At 63.9% G+C, this 22,360-nt stretch carries 18 protein-coding genes and 1 tRNA gene; 8 read left to right on the forward strand and 11 right to left on the reverse strand.

Annotation, left to right across the window (positions count from 1 at the left end):
* Positions 1-81 precede the first annotated feature (81 nt).
* The 3 genes from AC3G2C_RS02610 to AC3G2C_RS02620 all read right to left on the reverse strand — a co-directional run bounded on the left by AC3G2C_RS02610 (position 82) and on the right by AC3G2C_RS02620 (position 4,505).
* Complete coding sequence (locus AC3G2C_RS02610) at positions 82-2,007, reverse strand: CocE/NonD family hydrolase (protein WP_488383039.1); 1,926 nt, start codon at positions 2,005-2,007, stop codon at positions 82-84.
* Between the two features lie 306 nt (positions 2,008-2,313).
* On the reverse strand, positions 2,314-2,730 hold the full coding sequence (locus AC3G2C_RS02615) for a VOC family protein (RefSeq protein ID WP_488383040.1): 417 nt from the start codon (positions 2,728-2,730) through the stop codon (positions 2,314-2,316).
* Between the two features lie 80 nt (positions 2,731-2,810).
* The gene (locus AC3G2C_RS02620; RefSeq protein ID WP_488383219.1) at positions 2,811-4,505 is read right to left on the reverse strand and encodes a sensor domain-containing diguanylate cyclase; all 1,695 of its coding nucleotides are present in this window, start codon (positions 4,503-4,505) and stop codon (positions 2,811-2,813) included.
* A gap of 326 nt (positions 4,506-4,831) precedes the next feature.
* Here AC3G2C_RS02620 and AC3G2C_RS02625 point away from each other — a divergent pair, with 326 nt between their 5' ends.
* Positions 4,832-5,389, forward strand: coding sequence for an NADPH-dependent FMN reductase (locus tag AC3G2C_RS02625; protein WP_488383041.1), 558 nt, complete (start codon positions 4,832-4,834; stop codon positions 5,387-5,389).
* A gap of 49 nt (positions 5,390-5,438) precedes the next feature.
* On the opposite strand, the gene ppk1 is transcribed toward AC3G2C_RS02625, so the two are convergent.
* Together ppk1 and AC3G2C_RS02635 are read right to left on the reverse strand one after the other, a co-directional pair.
* Positions 5,439-7,628, reverse strand: a complete 2,190-nt coding sequence (gene ppk1 / locus AC3G2C_RS02630; protein WP_488383042.1) for a polyphosphate kinase 1 — start codon at positions 7,626-7,628, stop codon at positions 5,439-5,441.
* Between the two features lie 192 nt (positions 7,629-7,820).
* A complete protein-coding gene (locus tag AC3G2C_RS02635) occupies positions 7,821-8,603 on the reverse strand; it encodes an AraC family transcriptional regulator (protein ID WP_488383043.1) in 783 nt (260 codons plus the stop codon).
* Between the two features lie 128 nt (positions 8,604-8,731).
* On the opposite strand from AC3G2C_RS02635, the gene AC3G2C_RS02640 reads away from it, so the two are divergent.
* Entirely contained in the window at positions 8,732-9,955 is a 1,224-nt protein-coding gene (locus AC3G2C_RS02640) for an MFS transporter (RefSeq protein WP_488383044.1), read from the forward strand.
* A 306-nt stretch (positions 9,956-10,261) separates the two neighbouring features.
* On the opposite strand, the gene murB is transcribed toward AC3G2C_RS02640, so the two are convergent.
* From murB to amaB, 6 genes are all read right to left on the reverse strand, one after another.
* Complete coding sequence (murB, locus tag AC3G2C_RS02645; protein WP_488383220.1) at positions 10,262-11,281, reverse strand: UDP-N-acetylmuramate dehydrogenase; 1,020 nt, start codon at positions 11,279-11,281, stop codon at positions 10,262-10,264.
* Between the two features lie 10 nt (positions 11,282-11,291).
* The gene (locus AC3G2C_RS02650; RefSeq protein WP_488383045.1) at positions 11,292-12,329 is read right to left on the reverse strand and encodes a quinone-dependent dihydroorotate dehydrogenase; all 1,038 of its coding nucleotides are present in this window, start codon (positions 12,327-12,329) and stop codon (positions 11,292-11,294) included.
* Between the two features lie 2 nt (positions 12,330-12,331).
* Positions 12,332-13,099: a class I SAM-dependent methyltransferase gene (locus AC3G2C_RS02655; protein WP_488383046.1), complete on the reverse strand. Its 768-nt coding sequence runs from the start codon at positions 13,097-13,099 to the stop codon at positions 12,332-12,334.
* A gap of 5 nt (positions 13,100-13,104) precedes the next feature.
* Positions 13,105-13,896, reverse strand: a complete 792-nt coding sequence (locus tag AC3G2C_RS02660) for an SDR family NAD(P)-dependent oxidoreductase (RefSeq protein ID WP_488383047.1) — start codon at positions 13,894-13,896, stop codon at positions 13,105-13,107.
* Positions 13,897-13,898: 2 nt separating this feature from the next.
* Positions 13,899-14,201 carry a DUF4190 domain-containing protein gene (locus AC3G2C_RS02665; protein ID WP_488383048.1) on the reverse strand — a complete coding sequence of 101 codons (303 nt, stop codon included), beginning with the start codon at positions 14,199-14,201 and terminating at the stop codon, positions 13,899-13,901.
* 72 nt (positions 14,202-14,273) lie between these two features.
* Positions 14,274-15,809, reverse strand: a complete 1,536-nt coding sequence (gene amaB / locus AC3G2C_RS02670; protein ID WP_488383049.1) for an L-piperidine-6-carboxylate dehydrogenase — start codon at positions 15,807-15,809, stop codon at positions 14,274-14,276.
* 115 nt (positions 15,810-15,924) lie between these two features.
* On the opposite strand from amaB, the gene AC3G2C_RS02675 reads away from it, so the two are divergent.
* From AC3G2C_RS02675 to AC3G2C_RS02700, 6 genes are all read left to right on the forward strand, one after another.
* Positions 15,925-16,001: transfer RNA gene (locus tag AC3G2C_RS02675), tRNA-Arg, on the forward strand.
* A 527-nt stretch (positions 16,002-16,528) separates the two neighbouring features.
* Positions 16,529-16,840 carry a hypothetical protein gene (locus AC3G2C_RS02680; protein WP_488383050.1) on the forward strand — a complete coding sequence of 104 codons (312 nt, stop codon included), beginning with the start codon at positions 16,529-16,531 and terminating at the stop codon, positions 16,838-16,840.
* A gap of 731 nt (positions 16,841-17,571) precedes the next feature.
* Complete coding sequence (locus tag AC3G2C_RS02685) at positions 17,572-19,074, forward strand: DcaP family trimeric outer membrane transporter (RefSeq protein ID WP_488383051.1); 1,503 nt, start codon at positions 17,572-17,574, stop codon at positions 19,072-19,074.
* A 190-nt stretch (positions 19,075-19,264) separates the two neighbouring features.
* Positions 19,265-20,638, forward strand: coding sequence for an amino acid permease (locus AC3G2C_RS02690; protein ID WP_488383052.1), 1,374 nt, complete (start codon positions 19,265-19,267; stop codon positions 20,636-20,638).
* 897 nt (positions 20,639-21,535) lie between these two features.
* A complete protein-coding gene (locus AC3G2C_RS02695) occupies positions 21,536-21,868 on the forward strand; it encodes a hypothetical protein (RefSeq protein WP_488383053.1) in 333 nt (110 codons plus the stop codon).
* Positions 21,869-22,021: 153 nt separating this feature from the next.
* Positions 22,022-22,342, forward strand: a complete 321-nt coding sequence (locus tag AC3G2C_RS02700; protein ID WP_488383054.1) for a helix-turn-helix transcriptional regulator — start codon at positions 22,022-22,024, stop codon at positions 22,340-22,342.
* Positions 22,343-22,360: the final 18 nt, after the last annotated feature.

Genomic DNA, 22,360 nt, shown 5'->3' on the forward strand with positions numbered 1-22,360 from the left:
CTGCCATGCGGGCGCTTTGCCGCAGCAAAAAGGGCCGGCTTGGCGGCCGGCCCTTGGGTTTGCGTGCGCTGGCTTGCGGGATCAGCCGTTGGGTACGACCGGCAGGCTGATGGAGCTGGCCGTGCCCGGGGCGTGCCACACGCGCTGGGTAGCCTTTTGGTAATCCGCTGGCTTGGCGTTGAAGATGTTCGGCACAAAGGTCTGCGGGTTGCGGTCGTACAGCGGGAACAGGCTGGACTGCACCTGCACCATGATGCGGTGGCCCGGCTGGAACACGTGGTTGGTGGTGGGCAGGCCAAAGCTGTAGAGCAGCGGCTGGTTGGGCGTGATGGCGGCGGGGTGCTCGAAGCTGGTGCGGTAGCGGCCGCGGAAGATGTCCAGCGACACGGCCAGTTCATAGCCGCCCATCTCCGGGTTGGACGGCACGGTGTCGGGGTACACGTCGATCAGCTTCACCACCCAGTCGCTGTCGCTGCCGCTGGTGGAGGCATACAGGTTTACCTGCGGGGCGCCGCCGATGTGCACCGGCGCGGTGAGCGGCTCGCTCACGTAGGTGAGCACGTCTGGACGTCCATCCGCGAAACGCTGGTCGTTCACCAGCCAGCGCGTCCACGCGTCGTGGTCGGCGAAATGCACCGGGCGCGGCTGGTAGGGCACCGGCTTGGCGGGGTCGGACACATACTCATCGAACTTGGGCGCATCCGCCGCCGGTGCCTTGAACGAGAGGCTGCCGTTGCTGCCCAGGTAGAGCGCCTTGGGCTGGTGCGCGCAGCCCTTGTCGCAGCTCAGCGGCCAGGACTTGTAGCGATCCCAGCGGTTCTCGCCGGTGTTGTAGATCAGCACCGGCGGCGTGTTCGCCTTGGGCGCGCCATCCACCAGGTACTGGTCGAAGAACGGCTTGAGCACGTCGCGGCGGAACTGCAGCGCGGTGTCGCCATCCCACTGCAACGGGCCCAGCGAGCGGCCGTCGTAGTTCACCTGGCTGTGCCGCCACGGGCCCATCACCAGGAAGTTCTTGTCGTTGCCCTTGTCCTTGGGCTCGGTCGCCGCGTAGCTGTGGATGGCGCCCCACATGTCTTCCTGGTCCCACAGACCTTGCAGCCACATGGTCGGCACGCTGAGCGGCTGCTCGGCCATGATCTTGTCCAGCGCCTGATTCTGCCAGAACGCATCGTAGGCTGGGTGTTCCTCCAGCTTGCGCCAGAAGGGCAACTGCTCGAAGCCGTTGGCGCGCGCATAGTCGCCGGCCGAGCCTGCGTTGAGGAAATTGCTGTAATCGTCATAGCCCGCGCGCGGCACGCCACCGCCCTTGCCCTTCTGCGCGGTCTGGCCGTAGATGTAGTCGAAGTTGGTCTGGCGGTAGGCGCCGTAGTGGAACCAGTCGTCGCCCATCCAGCCATCCACCATCGGGCTTTCCGGCGCGGCGACCTTGAGCGCGGGGTGCGGATGGATCAGCGCCATCACCACGGTGAAGCCCTCGTACGAGGAGCCGAGCATGCCGACCTTGCCGTTGGACTCGGGCAGGTTCTTCACCAGCCAGTCGATGGTGTCGTAGGCATCGGTGGCGTGATCCACTTCGCTGCTGTTGAGCGGCCCGCGCAGCGGGCGCGTCATCACGTAGTCGCCTTCCGAGCCGTACTTGCCGCGCACGTCCTGGAACACGCGGATATAGCCGCCCTTGACGAACACCTCGTCACCTTGCGGCAGCGTGGCGTCCATGTGCGGCGATTCGAAACGCGCCGCGCGGCCGCTCGCGTTGTAGGGCGTACGCGTGAGCAGGATGGGCGCATGTTTGGCCCCCTTGGGTATCACGATCACCGTGTGCAGCTTTACGCCGTCGCGCATGGGGATCATCACTTCGCGCTTGACGTAATCGTTGGCCGTCGTGGTCGGTGTGAACTCGGTCTTGGGGACATCGGGTGTTAGCGGTGCGGTTTGCGCGTGTGCGAAACCGGCGGAGAGGGCGATGAGCGTGGCAGCGGCGAGCAAAGTGAGGCGGATGCGCATGGGTGCTCCGGGCGGGTCAGGCGCCAGGTGGGCGACTGGTGGGTGGGTAAGCGATAACGCGAGGTGCTGTCGACTTTAAGCGAGCTGTCACAAAGCGCCCACCATGACTTTTTGCCTATGGGGCGAGGTGGCGTGGGGCTGATCTCGGGTGTTGCGGTTGGGTGCATTGGTGGTTCTGGTGGAAGGTCGGTTGATCCACCTCACGCGCCCTTACAGCGTCGCTTCAGCGAACGCCGCCAAGCACACCTCAGTCGCGCCCACGCCCCACTGAACATCGCGAACGAGCCAACGGCGCGACAGACACCCTCACGCCCACGGGTCATAACTCCCAAACGACCACACATGCCCTTCCAGATCGCGGCAGCTATACCCCGCACCCCCATATTCCTTCTCCGAATACTCATCCTCGATCACCGCCCCTGCCGCTTTCGCCTGCTCGTAATGCGCGCGGCAATCCTTCACCACCACATAGACACTCTGCGTGCTGCGCCCCCCGGTTTCGTCCGGTTGCGCCAGGTGCTTGCCATGGGCGTCGTCGCGCACCGAGCCGAGCATCACCATGCCGGTGCCGTGTGTGAGTTGGGCATGGGCCACGCCGCCTTGATCATCGTCGTAGACGGCGTGAGCGGTGAACCCGAAGGCTTTGCACAGCCACTCGATGGCGGCGTGGGCGTTGCGGTAGCGCATGCCGGGGATAACGGTACTGCCAGTGGCGGGGCTCATGGTGGCCGCTCCGAGAGTGAGGGTGGCTCCAGCTTAGCCAGGCGGTTGACGTTGTCTTGTAGAAAATCCGAGTGGCGGCTTCAACGGCGCCGCACGCTGTCCACCGCGCGGGGCCAGGATGACCGCGTGACCGTTTCCAGGCTTTCCTCTAGCCTTGCGCGATTGCGGCCGGCAAGCTTGGCGCGGTACATGGCGTGGTCGGAGCGTTCGACCAGGGTGTCCACGCTATCGTCGGGCAGGCGCATGGCCACGCCGATGCTCACCGTGAGCACCAGGCCGTCGTTGTTCACGGGAATTTCCAGGCGGTGTACGCGACGGCACAGGCGCGTGGCCACCTGCACGGCCTGCGCTTGCTCCACGCCGTAGAGCATGGCGACGAATTCTTCGCCGCCGTAGCGGCCCAGCAGGTCATGCGGACGCAGTTCGTGGCGCAGGGCATCGGCCACGGCAATCAGTGCGCGGTCGCCGGCGGCGTGGCCGTGGCGGTCGTTGAGCGTCTTGAAGTGGTCCAGATCCAGGAACAGCAGCGCGACCGGCTGCATGGCGCCGGCCGAGAGCACTTTGGCCACGCACTCGCTCCACGCACGGCGGTTGAGCACGTTGGTGAGGGCATCGGTATCGGCCAGCTCCTGCACCAGGTTGCGGTCGTGGCGCATGCTCAGCGCGCGGTCGGCCAGGCCCAGCGAAAGCACGATGGCCTCAAACGCGCCAGCCGCCAGGCAGGCGTCGCTGAGCCAGGGCATATCGGCCAGGCTGCCATTGGCCTGGCGATTGAACAAGGCCATGAGCGCGAGCAGCGGGGTCCAGCCGGCGAGGAAGAACCATGCCGGCCGCGCACCGCGCGCGGCGGCGATCACGGCGGCGACGAACAACAGCAATGTGCCGATGACCAGCATCGGCCCGATCAGCACCTGCGCCATGTCCTGCAGCACCGGCACCGGGCCGCTGCGCAGCAGGGCGATCAATGGCATGCCTACGGCCAGCACCTGGGCCGGCGTATGCAGCATGGGCACGTAGCGGGGCAATTCGCAGAAGCGAGCGACGAACATGGCGGCGAACGCCAGCGACAACGCGATCGAGCAGGCGGAAAGCATCGGCGCCGAGCCCGTCAGCCAGGTCTGCTCCAGGGGGTGGAACAGGTACCCCGTCTGCAGCCCCTGGATCAGCGCGTAACAGAGGATGTAACCGGCGTACCAGGCGAAAAGGGTGTCGCGCAGCATGATGGCGAGGCACAGGGCCATCAGGGCCATGGCCAGCATGACTGCCAGGCAGGCGCTGGCGAAGGCCAGCCAGTGGGCATCTTGTTGCAGATATTCGTTCCATGCCTGCAGGCGAAAACTCACGGGCGTGGCACGTCCGGGCGCGGGCTGAAACTTGAGCAGGATGGGGGCGGATGCCGGCACCTCTTCGCCGAGGCGATAGGCCAGCCGGCCGTTGCCATGCGCGGCGCTGACAAAGTCGTCCAGCGACTGGGTCACCGTGCGGCCATTGGCAAAGAACAGCGTGACCGCGCCCGATGGTGGCGGGTAGATGGAGAGCACGCGTTGCTCGTCGGTCAGGGGCGACTGTGGTTGGAGCACCACCCACGTACCTTGGCCTTTCGTGGTGAACCGTTGCAGCAGGGCCGGATCGAAGGTCAGCCAGCCGCCATGGCGGTAATCATCGAGCACATTCTGCGGTGTGTCGCCGGGTAGCACTTCGCGGGCGGCGCCCTGCAGGGCGGTGTGGGCATGCAGGGGCAAGGCGCAAAGCAGCAGGGCGAGCGTGCCGAGCACGCGCCACAAGCCTTCTCGCGCTGTCTTACGTCCCTGCCTCTCCACTGGCGGCCCCCTATGCCGATGCGCCTCTCCTACCAGGGAATGCGTATTTCGATGCCCGTTTCCGTCATGCCGGTGTCAAGCCTCCCGCTCTGGCCGGCTGGAATCGGACAAGCCGCTCCCCGCAGCCCGACATGTTGGGCTGCGGACGGCGGGATGGCTTTACCCCAGAAGGCATAGAAAAGGCATAGAGCCAATGCCCGAACGCTCACGAGGGGTTAACCGCCCCGCCTGCCATGCTCGGCGGACCTGTAACCATTCCCCTTCAACGGAGTAGTTCGAGCATGAGCAAGATCAACGTCGCCGTCTTGGTCGGCAGCCTGCGCAAGGATTCCTTCAACCGCCACCTGGCGCGCGCCGTGGAGCGGCTGGCCCCGGCGGATTTCCAGTTCGACCACGTGCGCATCGACCATTTGCCCCTGTACAGCCAGGATTTCGATGGTGCTTACCCCGCCGACTGCCAGGCGCTGAAAAAGCAGATCGAGGCGGCGGACGCGCTGTTGTTCGTCACGCCCGAGTACAACCGCTCCATCCCCGGCGTGCTCAAGAACGCCATCGATATCGCCTCGCGGCCCTGGGGCACCAATTCCTTCGCCGGCAAGCCGGGTGCGGTGATCGGCGTTTCCGTGGGCGCCACCGGTACGGCGCTGGCGCAGCAGCACCTGCGCAATGTCATGGCCTACTTGGATATCCCCACGCTGGGGCAACCGGAGGTGTTCATCCAGAACAAGGAGGGCCTATTCGATGCAGAGGGCCACATTGGCAACGAAGGCACCCAGAAGTTCTTGCAGGGCTTCGTGGATCGCTACGTGGCTTGGGTAAAGCGGCACGCGCACAAGTGAGCGCGTGCGCGGACATGCCGGCTGCGCGCCGGCATGTCCGACGCTTGCATCAAGCGTCGGTGGCCGCGCCGGAGCCGCAGAGCTTCTCCAGCAACTGCACCTGCACATTGCGCACGGGCTGGTTGCTGCTGGCCTTGGCGCGCACATAGCGGCCATCGGGCTGCAGTAGCCAGGCACTGGCATTGTCGGAAAGATACAGCTCCAGTTCCTTCTTGAGGCGCGCCTGCAGCTTCTTGCCTTCCACCGGGAAGCCGGTTTCCACACGGCGATCCAGGTTGCGTTCCATCAGGTCGGCGCTTGCCAGGTAGAACTGCTCCTCGCCGTTGTTGAGGAACCAGTACACGCGACTGTGTTCCAGGAAGCGGCCCACGATGGAGCGCACGCGAATGTTGTGCGACACACCGGGCACGCCCGGGCGCAGGCAGCACATGCCGCGCACGATCAGGTCGATCTTCACGCCCGCGATGCTGGCCTTGTATAGGGCGCGGATCACCTTGGCATCGGTCACCGCGTTGACCTTGATGATGATCTGCGCCGGCCGGCCCGCCGCGGCGTGCGCGGTTTCGCGTGCGATCAGTTCGAGCAAGGTCTTCTTGAGCGTAAACGGTGCGTGCAGCAGCTTCTTCATCTGCAGCAGCTTGCCCATGCCGGTGAGCTGGCTGAACAGTTTGTGCACGTCTTCGCACAGTGCCTGGTCGGAGGTGAGCAGGCTGTAGTCGGTGTACAGGCGTGCGTTGCCGGTGTGGTAGTTGCCGGTGCCGAGGTGTGCGTACCGCACCAGTTCGTCGCCCTCGCGACGCTGGATGAGCATGAGCTTGGCGTGCGTTTTCACGCCCACCACGCCGTAGATCACCATGGCACCGGCCAATTGCAGGCGCGAGGCGAGAGAGAGGTTGGATTCTTCATCGAAGCGTGCGCGCAGCTCGATCACCACGGTGACTTCCTTGCCTGCGCGCGCGGCGTCCACCAGTGCGTCGACGATCTCGGAGTTGGCACCGCTGCGATACAGCGTTTGCTTGATCGCCAACACGCTCGGATCTTTGGCGGCCTGGTGCAGCAGATCCACCACGGGCGCGAAGGATTCGTACGGGTGCAGCAGCAGTACGTCCTGACGGCCGATCACCTGGAACAGGTCCTCGGCTTTCTTCAGCGACTTGGGAATGGATGGCGTGAACGAGGGGTATTGCAACTCGGGCCGCAGGGTCTTGGTGATCAGGCCGAACAGGCGAGCCAGGTTCACCGGGCCATTCACTTCGTACATTTCGGCAGCGGTTAGGCCGAACTGGCGCAGCAGGTAATCGGTGAGCTCGGGCGGGCAGTTGTCGGCCACCTCCAGGCGCACCGCATCGCCGAAGCGGCGCGAGTAGAGTTCGCCGCGCAGTGCGCGGGCGAGGTCTTCCACGTCTTCGGGGTCGATGGTGAGGTCGGCGTTGCGGGTCAGGCGGAACTGGTAGCAACCGCGCACCGACATGCCGGGAAACAACTCCTCGGCGTGCGCGTGGATGATGGAGGAGAGCAACACAAAGTTCTCGCCACCTTCGCTCACCTCATCCGGCAGGCGGATCAGGCGCGGCAGCACGCGCGGCGCTGGCACGATAGCCAGGCCGGAGTCGCGGCCGAACGCATCGGTGCCCTCCAACTGCACGATAAAGTTGAGGCTCTTGTTCACCAGCAGCGGAAACGGATGCGTCGGGTCCAAGCCGATGGGCGTCACCAGGGGCGCCACTTCATGGCGGAAATAGCGACGCACCCACTGCTTTTGCTTGGCCGACCACTCGTTGCGGCGCACGATGCGAATGCCGTTGCGCGCCAGCTCGGGCAGTATGCGGTCGTTGAGGATGCTGTATTGGCGCTCGATCTGCTTGTGCGTGATCTCGCTGATTTCGGCCAACGCCCTGCGCGGGGCGATGCCATCGGAGCCGACGATTTCATGGTCGAAGGCGATCTGGCTCTTGAGGCCCGCCACGCGGATCTCGAAGAACTCGTCCATGTTGCTGGAGAAAATCAGCAAGAACTTGAGCCGCTCCAGAATCGGCTTGCTTTCGTCCAGCGCCTGGTCCAGCACGCGAATGTTGAACTGCAATTGCGACAGTTCGCGATGGATATACAGGCTGGGGTCGCTCAGGTCCGGGGGCGTCGGCGTGGCCGGCGGGGGCACCGCGGGGGCGGACGGCTTGCGGCTGGTTTGGCCAAGCTCCGCGTCGGCCATTGCACTGGGACGAACCACATCGTTACTCATCGGCTCACCGTTGTAAGTGCGGCGCGCGTGTTCGCGCTGGGCCGCCAAATTCCATAGTACGGCGCCGATCAAGACCGGGCCATGGCAGTGCAGCACGACTCTCGCACTGTCACGCGACAGACATATTGCCCCGCGTGTCTGACATCTCCGTGACATTGCCGCCCGCAGTGTTAGCGGATCGTGATGCCTCCTTCACTCCGACGGCGTAGCCAGATAACGCGTGGGCGGCGCCCCCAGCACGCGGCGAAACGCGGCCGTGAACGCGCTGGGGTTGCCATAGCCCAGATCCACCGCTACTTGGGTGATGGACTGGCCATGCGCCAGGCGCGTGAGCGCGGCCAGCAGACAGGCCTGTTGGCGCCAGGCGCTGAAGCTCATGCCGGTTTCTTCGCGAAAGGTGCGCGTGAAATGTCGGCGGCTCATGCCTGCGCGTTGGGCCATGTCGTCGATCTTTACCTCCTGCGAGGGGTGCAGGAGCAAGTCGCGGCATAGCGCCGCCAGGCGCTTTTCGCTCGGTAGCGGCGCGCTGAGCGGCAGGGTGGGCATGCGCCGTATTTCATCCAGTAGCAGGGCCATGACGTGGCCGTCGCGCCCGTCGAGGTCGTACTCGACGGGCAAATCCACCGCCTCATGCAACAGCTCGTGCAGTAGCGGCGACACCGCCATCACCTGGCAGTGGGCCGGCAGGCCGACGGCGACGGCCGTCTCGGCTTTTACATAAGCACTGCGGGTAGAGACCGGGCCACCCATGTGCACCTCATGGGAAACCCCCGGCGGAATCCACAGAGCCCGGCGCGGCGGTACCACCCAGCTCCCTTCGCTAGTGATGGTGGTGAGCACGCCGGTGGAGGCGTACAAAAGCTGTCCACGACGATGCGAATGGGCCGGCAGCACGTAGTAGGGCGGATAGTCGTTGCCCGTGGCGATGACATCGCGTGGGGTGTTTTCGTAGGCGTCGGCGCGGGTGTTTCGCACAGGATGGCCCAAATTCGATGAAAATTGACCCGTTAACACATGCGGGCCGCACGCCGCCACTTTAAGGTGACGCACCTGGCGCAGCAAGCCGCGACGCCATGTCACCAGCCACGAGTCCCCCGATCCCCATGCAGACGCGCGTTCAAGACGTACCCGTGCCGGCCAGCGCCGCGCCGGCCAAGCACGACACCGAATTCAGGATCATCGGCGCCATCAGCTTCTCGCACCTGCTGAACGACATGATCCAGTCGCTGATTCTGGCGATCTACCCGATCCTCAAGAGCGGCTTCGACCTCAGCTTCGCCCAGATCGGCACCATCACGCTGACCTACCAGATCACCGCCTCCCTGCTGCAGCCGGCGGTGGGCATGATCACCGACAAGAAACCCATGCCGTACTCGCTGCCGGTGGGCATGGGCTTCACCCTGTGTGGCCTGCTGCTGCTCGCCACCGCGCCGAACTTTGCCATGCTGCTGGTGGCTGCTGCGTTGGTGGGCACTGGCTCGTCGGTGTTCCACCCCGAATCCTCGCGCGTGGCACGCATGGCCTCCGGTGGCCGTCACGGCCTGGCGCAATCGCTGTTCCAGGTGGGCGGCAATGCGGGTTCCTCGCTGGGGCCGCTGCTGGCCGCGTGGGTCATCGTGCCGCACGGTCGCGGCAGCGTGGCCTGGTTTTCGCTGGCGGCGTTGCTGGCCATCGTGGTGCTGCTGCAGGTGAGTCGCTGGTATCGCGATCATCATGCGGTGCGCGGCAAGGCCAAGGCGCGCCACGCCTCGCTGGTGCCGCTGTCGCGCGGCAAGGTGGCGTGGTCCATCCTCATCCTGGGCTTGCTGATCTTCTCCAAGTATTTCTACCTGGCCAGCATCAGCAGCTATTACACGTTCTACCTGATGCACAAGTTCAACGTGTCGGTGCCCAACGCGCAGACGCACCTGTTTGTGTTCCTGTTTGCCGTGGCGGCAGGCTCGCTCATCGGCGGCCCCATCGGCGACCGCATTGGCCGCAAGTGGGTGATCTGGGTATCGATCCTCGGCGTGGCGCCCTTCACCTTGCTGTTGCCGCACGCCAACCTGTTCTGGACCGGCGTGCTCACGGTGATCATCGGCCTGATCCTGGCCTCGGCGTTCTCGGCCATCCTGGTCTATGCGCAGGAGCTGATTCCGGGCCGCGTGGGCATGGTCTCGGGCCTGTTCTTCGGCTTCGCCTTCGGCATGGGCGGCATCGGCGCGGCCGTGCTGGGCCACATCGCCGATGCACGCGGCATCGAGTACGTGTACGGGCTGTGCGCCTATCTGCCGCTGCTGGGCATTATCACGGCGTTCCTGCCGAACTTGGAGCGCAAGGCGGCTTGAGGGTGGCTTGGTGGCGCAAAGCTAGCGGTTGCGGAGGAAGCGCGGTTCGAGCGTAGAGCGAACGTCACTGGGTGACCAGCCCTCCGGCTGTTGAAAAGCGCCTCCTGCGTTCGCAGGGACGACGGTGAGGGGACGACGGTGAGGGGATGTCGCGGTGGCCGAGGAAGTGACCACCGCGTCTTTCAGGTTCGTCGCCCCTACGAAAGCCGGAGGCGCTTTTCAACCGCCGAAGGGTTGGTCATCCAGCATGCTTGCAGGCGCCTGGCGAAAGCCGCGGTATCCGCGCATTCGCCAGGCCATGCAAGGTCACACCACCACCGGCTCCGGCTCCAGGCGCACGCCAAAGGTGGCCTGCACGGTGGTGATCACGTGCTGCGCAAACGTCCACAGCTGCTCGCCGGTGGCCTGGCCGTGGTTCACCAGCACCAGGGCGTGGCGGTTGGAAATGCCGGCGTCGCCTTCGCGGGCGCCCTTGAGGCCGCTGGCTTCGATCAACCAGGCCGCGGACAGCTTCCAGCGTCCGTCGGCGCCCACCCAGCTCACCAGCTCCGGGTGCGCGCGCTTGAGCGCTTCGCCGGTGGCGGCGTCCACAATGGGGTTCTTGAAGAAGCTGCCGGCGTTGCCGATCACCGCCGGGTCCGGCAGCTTGCGGGTGCGCAGGTGCACCACGGCCTCGGCCACGTGGAAGGGCGCGGGCTTGGCCACACCCATGCGCGCCAGCTCCTCGCGGATGCCGGCGTAGTCCAGGCGTAATGCACGCGAACGGGGCAGGGCAAAGCGCACGGCGGTGACGATGTAGCGCCCCGGCTCATGCTTGAACACCGAGTCGCGATAGGCGAAGGCGCAGGCTGCGCGATCGAGCGTCGCCACGCGTTGCTCCTTGGTATCCCACGCCTCCACGCTTTCGATGAACTCGGCCACTTCGGTGCCGTAGGCGCCGATGTTCTGGATGGGCGCAGCGCCCACCGTGCCGGGAATAAGAATGAGGTTTTCCAAACCCGCAAAACCCTGGCCCAGCGTCCAGCGCACAAAATCGTCCCAGCGCTCGCCCGCGGCCACCGCAATGCGGGCCACCTCGCCATCCTGTTCCACCTGCACGCCGCGCGTGGCCATGGCCAGCACGGTGCCTTGGAAATCACCGGTGAACAGCATGTTGCTGCCTTCGCCCAGCACCAGCAGCTTGCTCTGGCGCACCGCGGGAAAGTTCAGCAGCTCCGTCAGCTTGGAGGCGTCATGCACCAAGGCCAGCAATTTGGCCTTGGCGTTGACGCGCAGCGTATTGCGCTGGGCCAGCGAGGCGTTTTCGATCAGCGTGTAACCGCCCATATCCACGCGCTCAGCCACCGTGGTTGCCCTCGCGCTGGCGGCGGATTTCATCCACGCATTCGCCAATCAGTGCCGGGCCGCGATAGACCATGCCCGAATAGATCTGCACCAGCGAGGCGCCGGCCTGCATCTTCTCCGCGGCATCGCTGCCATCGAGAATGCCGCCCACGCCCACGATGCCCAGGCGATCGCCCACGCGCTGGCGCATGCCGCGCAGCACTGCGGTGGAGCGGGCAAACAACGGTTTGCCCGAGAGCCCGCCCACTTCGTTGCCGTGCGGGTCGCTGGCCACCGACGAATGGTCGATGGTGGTGTTGGTGCAGATCACGCCATCCACCTTGGCGGCGAGCAGCACGTCGGCAATGGCGTCCAGCTCGGTCTCGCTCAAGTCGGGGGCGATCTTGAGCAGCATCGGCTTGCGGGTGCCGGTTTGCGAGCCCAGGCGCTCCTGCGCCTCACGCAGGGTGTCGATAAAGCGGCGCAATGTTTCCTCTTCCTGCAGGTCGCGCAGGCCCTGGGTGTTGGGCGAGGAGATGTTCACCGTGATGTAGCTGGCCAGCGCGTACACGCGCTCCAGGCAGAACAGGTAATCGTCCACCGCCTTTTCGTTGGGGGTGTCCTTGTTTTTGCCGATGTTGATGCCGAGCACACCGCGATAGCTCGATTGCTGCACGTTGCGCACCAGCGCATCCACGCCGGCATTGTTGAAGCCCAGGCGATTGATCACCGCCTCGTGGCGCGGCAGTCGGAACATGCGCGGCTTGTCGTTGCCCGGCTGGGGGCGCGGCGTGGTCGTGCCCACCTCCACGAACCCGAAGCCCAGTGCGCCGAGTGCGTCCAGGTGGTCGGCATTCTTGTCCAGGCCGGCGGCCAAACCTACGGGGTTGGGAAAGCGAATGCCAAACGCCTCGGTCGGCAACTCGGCCGGCGGCTTGGCAATCAGGTGGATGAAGTTGCTGCGCTTGGCCACGTCCAGCCCGTACAGACTGACACGGTGGGCGGTTTCCGCATCCAGCGCAAAAAGAAGAGGGCGAATAAGGTCGTACATAGTCAGGGCACCTTGCCCACGTAGATGACAGTGTCGTAATCGAAACTCACGCGGCCGTTCACCTGGCAGCGATCGAACAGTTCGCGCAGCGCATGCAGCATCGGCTCATGCGAGGGATGCCCCTGGCGCGGCGCGTAAGAAGAGGAAAGCAGGCGCCCGCGTACGCCGTCGAAATCCAGCCACTGGCCATGATCGAAGCGACCCATGCCCAGGTAGCCAGCACCGAACCAGGCGCGCATGCGCGGCTCGTCGCCATAACGCTCGGCCACGCTGGTGTAGTCGGTGCCATAGGTTTGCAGCAGCGCCTCGTAACCCTCGAGGAAGGGCGTGCCCACCAGGCGGCGCGCGTTCCACACCACCGCGACCAGCCCGTTGGGCGAAAGAATGCGCTGAAACTCGCGACGTGCGGCGGCCTGGTCGAACCAGTGGAACGCCTGCGCCACCAGCACCAGGTCCACACTGCGCTCGTCCAGCCCGGTGGCGGTGGCCTGGCCGTCGATAACGCGAAACCGTGGGTTGTCGCCCAGCCACTGCTCGGCCGCGTGGCGCATCGGCTCGTTTGGCTCCACCGCGATCACGCGATAGCCGCCGTCCAGAAAGAGCTTGCTGGAAATGCCCGTGCCGGCGCCGATGTCGGCCACCCAGCCATGCGGGTTCACGCCGTACGCGCGCTCCAGCCACTCGCGCATGGCGACCGGGTAGTCCGGCCGATAGCGCACGTAGTCGGCGACGCGGTCGCTGAAACGCTCGGTGGGTTTGAGGTCGCTCATGCGGTTTACCCCGTCAGCAGCTGGCCGCCGTCCACGCACAAGGTCTGGCCGGTGATCCATTGAGCATAGGGCGAAGCAAGAAACAGTGCCGCGTGGGCGATGTCCTCCGGCTTGCCGAAGCGGCCGAACGGGATCTTGGCGAGCGTGCGCTGGTAAAGCTCCGGCGCTTCGGTTTTGCGGCGATCCCACAGGCCATCGTCAAACTCGATGGAGCCCGGCGCAATGGCATTCACGCGGATGCGATGTTCGGCCAGGGTAAGCGCCTGCGAGGTGGTGTACTGGTTCAGTGCCGCCTTCACCGCCGCATACGCCGGCCCGCGCACACCCGGGTGAAACGCGGCGATGGACGAGGTATGCAGGATGCAGCCGTGCGCCGACACCTTGAGGTAGGGCAGCGCGTGGCGCGAGGCGCGCACGGCGGCCATCAGGTCCACGCGAAACCCAGCCTCCCAGCCTTCGTCGTCATCGGCAAAGCCGTAGCCGCTGGCGTTGTTCACCAGCACGTCGATGCCGTCCAGCACCTCCGCCGCCTCGCGGATATACGCGGCGATGGATTCACCATCGCCCAGGTCGCAGCGCTGCGTGTGCGCGGTAACGCCATGCGCGGCGATGGCGTGGCGTACCTCGTTCAATGCATCCGCGCCGCGCGCGCATACCGACACGGCAGCCCCCGCCTCGGCGAAACCCAGTGCGATGCTGCGGCCGATGCCCTTGCTGCCACCGGCCACCACCACGCGATAGCCGCGAAAGTCGAAGGGAGTGGGGCGTGCGTGCGTCGGGTTCCGCGACTCGGTCATGGTTACTGCCAGTGAAGAAAATGCGCGCCCAGGCCCAGCCCGAACATCATCACGGCGATAACGAACAGGAACGCCAGCGCAATGCACGCCAATTGCATGTAGCCAAGCACCAAACCGACCACGGCCAGTGCATCGCCTTCCACCGAACCCGGCGGGGCCCGGCGAATTTCACCGCGTGCCAGGTGCCCGCACACAATGGCCACCAGGGCGCCCACCAGCGGCAGCATGCACCACGACAACATGCCGAACACCAGGCTCACGATGGCCAGTGCGTTGGTGGTGCGGGTCGCTGGCTGGTAGCTCATGGCAATGCACGTCCTGCGCAAAGTGGGGGCGGAAAGCACGACCGGCGCAGGTGCGCCGGTCGTGGGAGGGTCTTACAGGTCGAACTTGATGCCCTGGGCCAGCGGCAACGAGTTGGAGTAGTTGATGGTGTTGGTCTGGCGGCGCATGTAGACCTTCCATGCATCCGAACCCGACTCACGACCGCCGCCGGTTTCCTTCTCGCCGCCGAACGCACCACCGATCTCGGCGCCGGAGGTGCCGATGTTCACGTTGGCGATGCCGCAATCGGAACCTGCCGCCGAGAGGAACTGCTCGGCCGACTTGAGGTTCTGCGTGAAGATGGCGGAGGACAGGCCCTGCGGCACGCTGTTCTGCAGATCGATGGCCTCGTCCAGCGTCTTGAACGGCATCACGTAGAGAATCGGCGCAAAGGTTTCCGTCTGCACCACCTCGTCGCTGTTCTTGAGGCCGGTCACGATGGTCGGCAGCACAAAATTGCCCGGGCGATCGCTGAGCGCGGCGCCGCCAGTGCGCACGTTGCCGCCGGCCGCCTTGGCGTTTTCCACCGCGGTGAGGTAAGCCTGCACGGCTTCCTTGCTGTTGAGCGGGCCCATCAGCGTGGTGGCGAGCGTCGGGTCGCCGATCTTGCCTTCCACCTGCTTATAGGCGGCGACCAGCTTGTCGGTCACCTCGGTCACCAGCGACTCGTGCACGAACAGGCGGCGCGTGGTGGTGCAGCGCTGGCCGGCCGTGCCGACGGCGCCGAACACAATGGCCGGGATCGCCAGCTTAAGGTCCGCGCTTTCGTCCAGGATGATCGCGTTGTTGCCGCCCAGCTCCAGCAGCGAGCGACCCATGCGCTTGGCCACGCGCTCACCCACATGGCGACCCACCTTGGTGGAGCCGGTAAAGCTGATCAGCGGAATGCGGTGATCGTCGACGAACTTCTGCGACAGCTCCACGCCCGCATCGTTGAACAGGAAGAAGATGTCCGGGAAACCGGCTTCCTTCAGCGCCTCGTTGCAGATCTTCATGCTGGCAATGGCCGAGAGCGGGGTCTTCGGCGAGGGCTTCCAGATGCAGATATCGCCGCAGATGGCCGCCAGGAACGCATTCCACGCCCACACCGCCACCGGGAAGTTGAACGCACTGATGATGCCCACCAGGCCCAGCGGCTGGTACTGCTCATACATGCGGTGGCCGGAGCGCTCCGAGTGCATGGTGTAGCCATAGAGCATGCGGCTCTGGCCCACCGCGAAGTCGGCGATGTCGATCATCTCCTGTACTTCGCCGTCACCCTCGGGCTTGATCTTGCCCATCTCCAGCGCCACCAGCGAACCCAGGGCGTCCTTGTGCTTGCGCAGCGCTTCGCCGCACAGGCGAATGGCCTCGCCACGACGCGGTGCCGGCGTGGTGCGCCACACCTTGAAGGCTTCCTGCGCGCGCTTGACGATGATCTCGTAGTCCGCCGCGCTGGAGGCATGCACCGAGGCAATCACCTCGTTGGTGGCCGGGTTGACCGGCTGCAGGGTGCCGGCGTCGGTGGTCTTGGACCACTCGCCATGACCCAGGTACGTGCCCGAATGCGTGTTACCGAGACCGAGTGCGGTGAGGATTTCGTGGGACATGCCAACTCCTGGACCGGGGCGCGGGGAAGGGCGCCGGGATGAAAACGGCCATTCTAGCAGGCGGCCCTGGGCCCGGATCGCACTGTCGGGCGATCCATGCCAGAATTCAGGGGTTGCCCCCGTAGCTCAGTTGGATAGAGCGTCCCCCTCCTAAGGGGAAGGTCGTACGTTCGAATCGTATCGGGGGCACCATCTTTGTAGCGGTTGTTATTCACAGTTTTTTTTGAAAGTCCCCTTCGCCGCATGTGAGTTGACTTAAGGTCCTCATGCGGTCAGTTGCTCGACGCATGTCTCTCACTTGGCGTCCTTGGAATGGCAAGCGCATTCAGTCTTCGCGCAGCTGTCGCTCATATCAATCTTGCTTCAGGGGTGAAGGTACGCCTGATGCGTCGCTGTCGTAGATTCGGCAATCTGGCAAAGCGCGATCCGGTGCGGCCGTGACTATGGAAGGCGGGCCAAGGCAATCGTCAGCCCGGCCTTTGTTGTGTCCGGTAGTGAGCGCGACGGGGAAGTCAGGGTCAGGTCGCGAAAGCCTACGTAATAATGAATGTTCGACTGACGTATGACTGGCAGTATTCGGAAGTATTTTCGTCAAATTGTTCAGGAAGCATTCACAGCAACCATGTCGTGACATATAATGTGAGGTAGCCATCACATTCGGCCGGAGTGCCGAGCTGTCAGGGACAGGGGGAGCGGTTGTGCTGCAGGAACGATTGGATATGAATGCACTGACGGATTTTGAGTCTAAGGTGTCGCCCATTGATGCAATTGGACCTGGAGGGGCGCGCACCGTTATGTCCACCCCCTTGGGGCTCAAGATTGGGTCCATGTCGGTGTCAATGACCGCAATGGCAGGAAATCGCGCTTCAGTCTTTCTCAACTTCGCCGCGGGGTTGCAGGCAGGGCTGCACTTATCCCTGCATGCCTCGGCGGACGAGATGCGCAACCTGGCTTGCGAAATCTTGCGGTATGCGGAAGCAGCTGAGCGCGCGCAGGGGACGTCTGAAACTAAGGCCGGCGTCGTTGCTTGATCCGTAACGGGTACTCCGCTTAGCGGTGCCCGCACGCGTCGACTTATGTAGAGGCTCGCTGGCAGCCAGCGAGTCGAGGCGATGGCTTGCGTGACGCCCTAAGGGTGCTCCGACTTTGATCGTCATCCCAGCGAACCTCGAAAACCGGGCAAGCGCTGGAGGCGCCTTTCAACAGCCGAAGGGCTGGTCAATCGACGTTTGTAAGTGCTGGAACGTAAAGGCATAAGATTCCTGCTCTCGCTTCCCTTTTTGAGGTTCGCGGGAATGACGAACAAAATGTCGCTTAATCAGACCTTCCCTTAGGTCATCGGGGCAAATTATTCCAAGCCCAAGCGATCAACCGCATTAGCGACCTCGCAGCTTCGCGTTCAATGGCCGACAGGTTGAAAACTTCTGCGTGTCAGCGGCAGGTTGGTACAACCGCCTCTATCGTCGCCGTGGGCTAGCTCAACGCCCTGGTTTATCGCGCTGCACACGCAGCTCGCGCTATCACCGCAAACCACCTAGTGCGCGCATGCCTTAGTTCACGGGCGTTCCACAATTTCTCGGCTTTAATCGCGCAACGTTGGGTGTGCGCAGCCTGCGTATTCGTCGTGGCTGCATGGTTCCCATGCGTTCTCAGGATGGTTGCGCCCATGCGCGATCCATCTCTGTGCAGCCTCGCGGAATCCAGCGCGGCTGGGTGGGTTGCAGGGGCCCCACCTGTGGAAACTCAAGACAGGAGTGTCTTCATGCGGCAATTGCGCACCGTCGATGCATCGCGCCGATTGATCAAGAAGGGGCTGCCCCATTTGTTGGTTGCGTGCGGGGCGGCCCTCGCGACGCCCACCACCTTCGCGCAAAGCACCGACACCAACAGCGACCTCAAAGCCCAAGTCGCCCAAATGCGCCAGCAGATGCAAGCGCAGCAAGCGGTCATGGAAAAGATGCAAAAGCGCCTGGACGAGTTGGAAGCCAAGGAGGCCGCGCAGTCCCGGGCCGTGGCGTCGCCGCCACCCAGCGTACCCACGGCGCCGGCATCGCCTACGCCCTTGGTGGCCGCTACCGCCACGTCGAACGACAGCACGCCGCCACCGTATCGCCCGCCCTCGGCGCCCGCCGGTGTGAGCGAGCCGCTGCCCGAGGGTTACGTGCGCCTGGGCGACACGGGCAACCTGCTCAAGCTGGATCTGGTCGCCCAGTTGGACACCATGATCGACAACACGCACATGGGTTCCAAAGACCTGTTCGTGCCTTCCTCCATTCCGGTGCGCGGGCAACCGTTTTACGGTTCGGGCTGGAACACCAACCTGAGCGCGCGGCAGAGCATCTTCCGCATGGATTTCCGCCGCGATACGGATTACGGCCTGCTCAAGGTGGTCTACAAGAACAACTTCTTCGGCAGCGGCACCGGCGACATGCCGTACAACCTGCAGTTCTTCTACGGCGAATTGCAGAACGAGTGGTACAGCCTGCTGGTGGGCTACAACATTTCCGCTTTCACCGATATCGACGTGTTCCCCAACACGCTCGATTACGAAGGCCCCAATTCCTTCAACTTCAAATACGGGCCGCAATTGCGCTTTGTGCCGGTGTTGCACAAGTGGGGCGACAACACGCTCACCATGCCGATGTCGATGGAAAAGCCCAATGCCGACATCACCGCCATCGGCAACTACACGCCGTACTCGCGCCTGGCCGATTTCACCTGGGGCTTGCGCTGGGAAACGCCGAACTGGCACGTGCAGTGGTCCAACCTCTATCGCGACCTGGGCATGGAGGATGCCACCACCGGCAAAACCCAGCGCACCAACGCGTTCGCCACCCAGCTCACCGGCAGCGCCAAGTTGTTCAAATACGACAGCGTGCAAGGTTGGTACAGCAACGGCCATGGCTTTGCCAATTTCCTGCAGGACATTTCCGGGCTGGGCCTGGATGCCGCCTTTACCAAGCAGGGCGACCTGCGCGCCATTCGGGCGCGCGGCTGGGGCGTGGGCTACACGCATGGGTGGAGCGAATCGCTGAGCTCCAGCGCCGCCTATGGCTACCTGCGTATCAGCCCCTCGGCCAATATGCTGATCAGTGACGAGCTACCCAAGAGCACCAAGTTCGCGTCGTTGAACCTGGCGTGGCAATTCAGTCAGCGCGCCATGCTCGGCATTGAATACTTGTGGGGCCAGAACATCGAGCTGACCGACATGCGCGGGCAAGGCCAGCGTGTGCAAACCACCTTGCGGTACGACCTGAACCCGTAAGCGACCACATGGCCGTGGCGACGGCAAGCACTAGCCATGTCGGGCGAGCTATGCACGCCAATTCACCAGAGCGTGATGGCGGCGCACGTTGCCATTCGGCGAGTAAATGCCCGCGCGGGCGTGCCCTCGCTTATGCAGCCACAACGGCGCGTTTTGCAGGTGCCGCCGCAATACCACACAAGGAAACACCATGTCCGCCACGCCGGTGAAGAAGATGGGCCTGCTCGGGGCGTCCTCCCTCGTCGTGGCCAACATGGTTGGCACGGGCTTGTTCCTGCTGCCCTCCAGCCTCGCCAACATTGGCAGCATCTCGTTGTTCGGGTGGATCGTGGCGGCTATCGGCGCGAGTGCATTGGGGCTGGTGTTCGCGCACCTTGGCATGGTGGAGCCGCAAGCGGGCGGGCCGTACGCATACGCGCGCGATCACCTGGGGCCGTTTGCCGCCTTCCAGACCAACTTTCTTTATTGGGGCGCCAATGTTATCGGCAACGTCGCTATTGCTGTTTCCGTAACGGGCTATCTGGCGGTGTTCTTTCCCGCGCTGAAAAGCCCTTGGTTCGCCAATGCGTGCACGGCCAGCGTCATCTGGTTGTTCATCTGGCTCAACACGCGCGGCGCGAACGTGGTGGGGCACTTTACAACGGTGAGCACCGTGGCGGGCATCTTGCCGATTGCCTTTGTGGGTCTGCTGGGTTGGTACTGGTTTCGTGCCGATGTGTTCATGGCCGGCTGGAACCCGCAGGAGCTTCCCCTTGGCTCGGCCGTTACGCGTAGCGCCTCCATCGCGCTATGGGCATTTCTCGGCGTGGAAAGCGCGGCCGTTTCCGCCGGTGTTATCGACAACCCCAAACGCAACGTGCCGCTGGCCACCGTGATCGGCCTCATCGTTTCCACGGTGATCTACGTCGTGTGCTGCACCGTCATGATGGGTTTGCTACCCAACGCGCAACTGCGTGGCTCCGGCGCACCCTTTGCCGAAGCCGCGCGCGTCATGTTGGGCAACTGGGCGGCCGTGGTGATTTCGCTGGCGGCCATACTCAAAGCGGCGGGCGCGCTGGTCGGCTGGATACTCATCGTGGCGCAGTCGGCCCAAGCCGCCGCGAAGGACGGCATGTTCACTCGCAGCTTCGCGCTCACCAACGAGCACGGCATGCCTGCGCGCAACCTCATCATTACCGGCGTGCTGATGACCTTGCTGCTCGCCCTTACCACCTCGCCGGATATCGCCACCCAGTTCGCCACCATTACCAGCGCCACTGTCGTGTTGATGGCGCTGCCTTATATCTACTCGGTAGTGGCCATGTGGCGCCTCAATCGCACGTTGGGTCTAACGCCATTCAAGCGACAATGTTTGGTAATGGTGGGCTTGCTCGCCTGCGCGTATTGCGTGGGTGTGGTGTTGGGGCAGTCCGCTCAGCTCAATCGGCAGGCCTTGGTGGTAATGCTGGTGTCCACGCCGCTCTTCGCCTTGGTAAAAGTGCAGCGTACGGTGGTGGGCCGGGGCAGGGCCGTAAAGCACGTACGCTTGTCAGCCGCAAAGAAACCAACCGATTCTCTGCGCTAGGGAAACTCTGATTAATCGACTTTTTGTTCGTCATTCCTGCGGACCCCAAGAAGGGGGCAAGAGCAGCAGGTGCTTTCTAACAGCCGAAGGGCTGGTCATCCAGCGCCTTTACGTTCAAAGATTTATAGGCACTGGATGACCAGCCCTTCGGCTGTTGAAAGGCGCTTCCAGCATTCGCTGGGATGACGATCAAAATCAGAGCATCCCTAGGGAAGGTGTGATTGAACGCCATTTGGTGCGTCATTCCTGCGAACCCCACAAAGGGGCAAGAGCAAGAATCCAGTGCGCTTACGCCCAATGCATTTGCAGACACTGGATGACCAGCCCTTCGGCTGTTGAAAGGTGCCTCCAACTCTTGCCCCTTTGCGGGGCTCGCCGGGATGACGATCAAAATCAGCGCCTGTCTAGAGGCGATCTCGTTCTTCTCGGCACTCCAGGTTTGGCTTGAGGATGACGATCAAAAGCGCGGAATCTCTAGCGGCTCGCCGGTCAGCCATCAGCCTGTGCTCCAGGGTGGCCATTCGTCGCTATCGACCCCATCGGTGTAGACGCGCTTGCCAAACGCGCTTTCAGTGGCGGGAAGGAGCAATCTGCCCTGAGTGCAAAAACGCGCTAAACACAGGCATCGCTTGGCATGGGGTTCGCTGCGGCTCTAGAGGCATTGACGTATGGCGCTGACAGCCGATGCCGCGTCACCCACACGCCAAGTCCGCATGCGCGCCTGCGCTTTCGCCTTACAAGGGCCGCCGCGGGGCTCTGCTACTTTGCTTCTCGTTGCGCGTGGAGTGTCTGAATCCGCGCTGCGCGCAACCGTGGCCCTTGGGCCGCGAGGCGCGGGCCGTGCGAGTTGCCGCTCACACGACCCGCTAACCATCACCAACTAACAGGAAGTTGATCATGGCTACCCACGATCATACGGCACGCGCACGCCCGTCTTTCCCACCAGAGGCTACGCACGCGACCTCCGCCGACACGCTGGCTCCCCCAGCTGAGGTTGGGGACGCAGAGCAGCGGTTGTTAACGCTGATCGGTATTGCCCGCTCCGCAGACGCCTTGTTGGGTCTGCTGATGGATAGCGAGGAGGCTTTCCTCGCCCCGTCGCGCCGAGGTTCCCGCCCAGTACGCCGGCTTCCCCTAACCCCGTTGGAATCTGCGGGTTTATCGGCGGCCGTGCATTACCTGCACACCTACGCACGCTTGTTGGGCCAAACACCCACCGCCAGCACCTGACCCGTCCGTTGATCGCCCCGCGGCGCACCGGGCGTGTTGCCGGTGTGCCGCACCCTGGCGATTGCTTACGTTTGATTTGGTGCTTTGCCTACACCTATCGCTGCGTCAACGCCGGCGCGTTTGAGCGTGCGCGCACAACATAGAAGGACAGTGATGAGTCGGATTCCCCTCTCACCGCGCATGTACGTCAGCCGTGTGCTGGCCGTGCGCTCACCCGCGCAGGTACTGCTGCACGATTACATGCTGCCGGATGACCTCACCTTTGCGCAGACGGCGCGGCGCATTGGCATCACCAGCGCGCAGTTAAAGGATTGGATGATGAATGGAAAGCCGATGACGGTGGACCTGGCGAACATGTTTGCGCGCGCGTTCGACACCACGGCGTTGTACTGGATGGTGCTGCAGGCGCGACTGGAGCTGGAGGATGAGCCTTTCTCAACAGGCCGCCCGCCTCAAAGCAGCACCACGAAATAGCGTTGCCACCCGATTTCA

Source organism: Frateuria sp. sgz306004 (assembly GCF_057750885.1).

Bases quoted from the DNA above. Each gene is read 5' to 3' on its own strand.
- AC3G2C_RS02610 (WP_488383039.1), bottom strand. From the start codon at position 2,007: ATGCGCATCCGCCTCACTTTGCTCGCCGCTGCCACGCTCATCGCCCTC.
- AC3G2C_RS02615 (WP_488383040.1), bottom strand. From the start codon at position 2,730: ATGAGCCCCGCCACTGGCAGTACCGTTATCCCCGGCATGCGCTACCGC.
- AC3G2C_RS02625 (WP_488383041.1), top strand. From the start codon at position 4,832: ATGAGCAAGATCAACGTCGCCGTCTTGGTCGGCAGCCTGCGCAAGGAT.
- ppk1 (WP_488383042.1), bottom strand. From the start codon at position 7,628: ATGAGTAACGATGTGGTTCGTCCCAGTGCAATGGCCGACGCGGAGCTT.
- AC3G2C_RS02640 (WP_488383044.1), top strand. From the start codon at position 8,732: ATGCAGACGCGCGTTCAAGACGTACCCGTGCCGGCCAGCGCCGCGCCG.
- murB (WP_488383220.1), bottom strand. From the start codon at position 11,281: ATGGGCGGTTACACGCTGATCGAAAACGCCTCGCTGGCCCAGCGCAAT.
- AC3G2C_RS02650 (WP_488383045.1), bottom strand. From the start codon at position 12,329: ATGTACGACCTTATTCGCCCTCTTCTTTTTGCGCTGGATGCGGAAACC.
- AC3G2C_RS02655 (WP_488383046.1), bottom strand. From the start codon at position 13,099: ATGAGCGACCTCAAACCCACCGAGCGTTTCAGCGACCGCGTCGCCGAC.
- AC3G2C_RS02660 (WP_488383047.1), bottom strand. From the start codon at position 13,896: ATGACCGAGTCGCGGAACCCGACGCACGCACGCCCCACTCCCTTCGAC.
- AC3G2C_RS02665 (WP_488383048.1), bottom strand. From the start codon at position 14,201: ATGAGCTACCAGCCAGCGACCCGCACCACCAACGCACTGGCCATCGTG.
- amaB (WP_488383049.1), bottom strand. From the start codon at position 15,809: ATGTCCCACGAAATCCTCACCGCACTCGGTCTCGGTAACACGCATTCG.
- AC3G2C_RS02680 (WP_488383050.1), top strand. From the start codon at position 16,529: ATGAATGCACTGACGGATTTTGAGTCTAAGGTGTCGCCCATTGATGCA.
- AC3G2C_RS02685 (WP_488383051.1), top strand. From the start codon at position 17,572: ATGCGGCAATTGCGCACCGTCGATGCATCGCGCCGATTGATCAAGAAG.
- AC3G2C_RS02690 (WP_488383052.1), top strand. From the start codon at position 19,265: ATGTCCGCCACGCCGGTGAAGAAGATGGGCCTGCTCGGGGCGTCCTCC.
- AC3G2C_RS02695 (WP_488383053.1), top strand. From the start codon at position 21,536: ATGGCTACCCACGATCATACGGCACGCGCACGCCCGTCTTTCCCACCA.
- AC3G2C_RS02700 (WP_488383054.1), top strand. From the start codon at position 22,022: ATGAGTCGGATTCCCCTCTCACCGCGCATGTACGTCAGCCGTGTGCTG.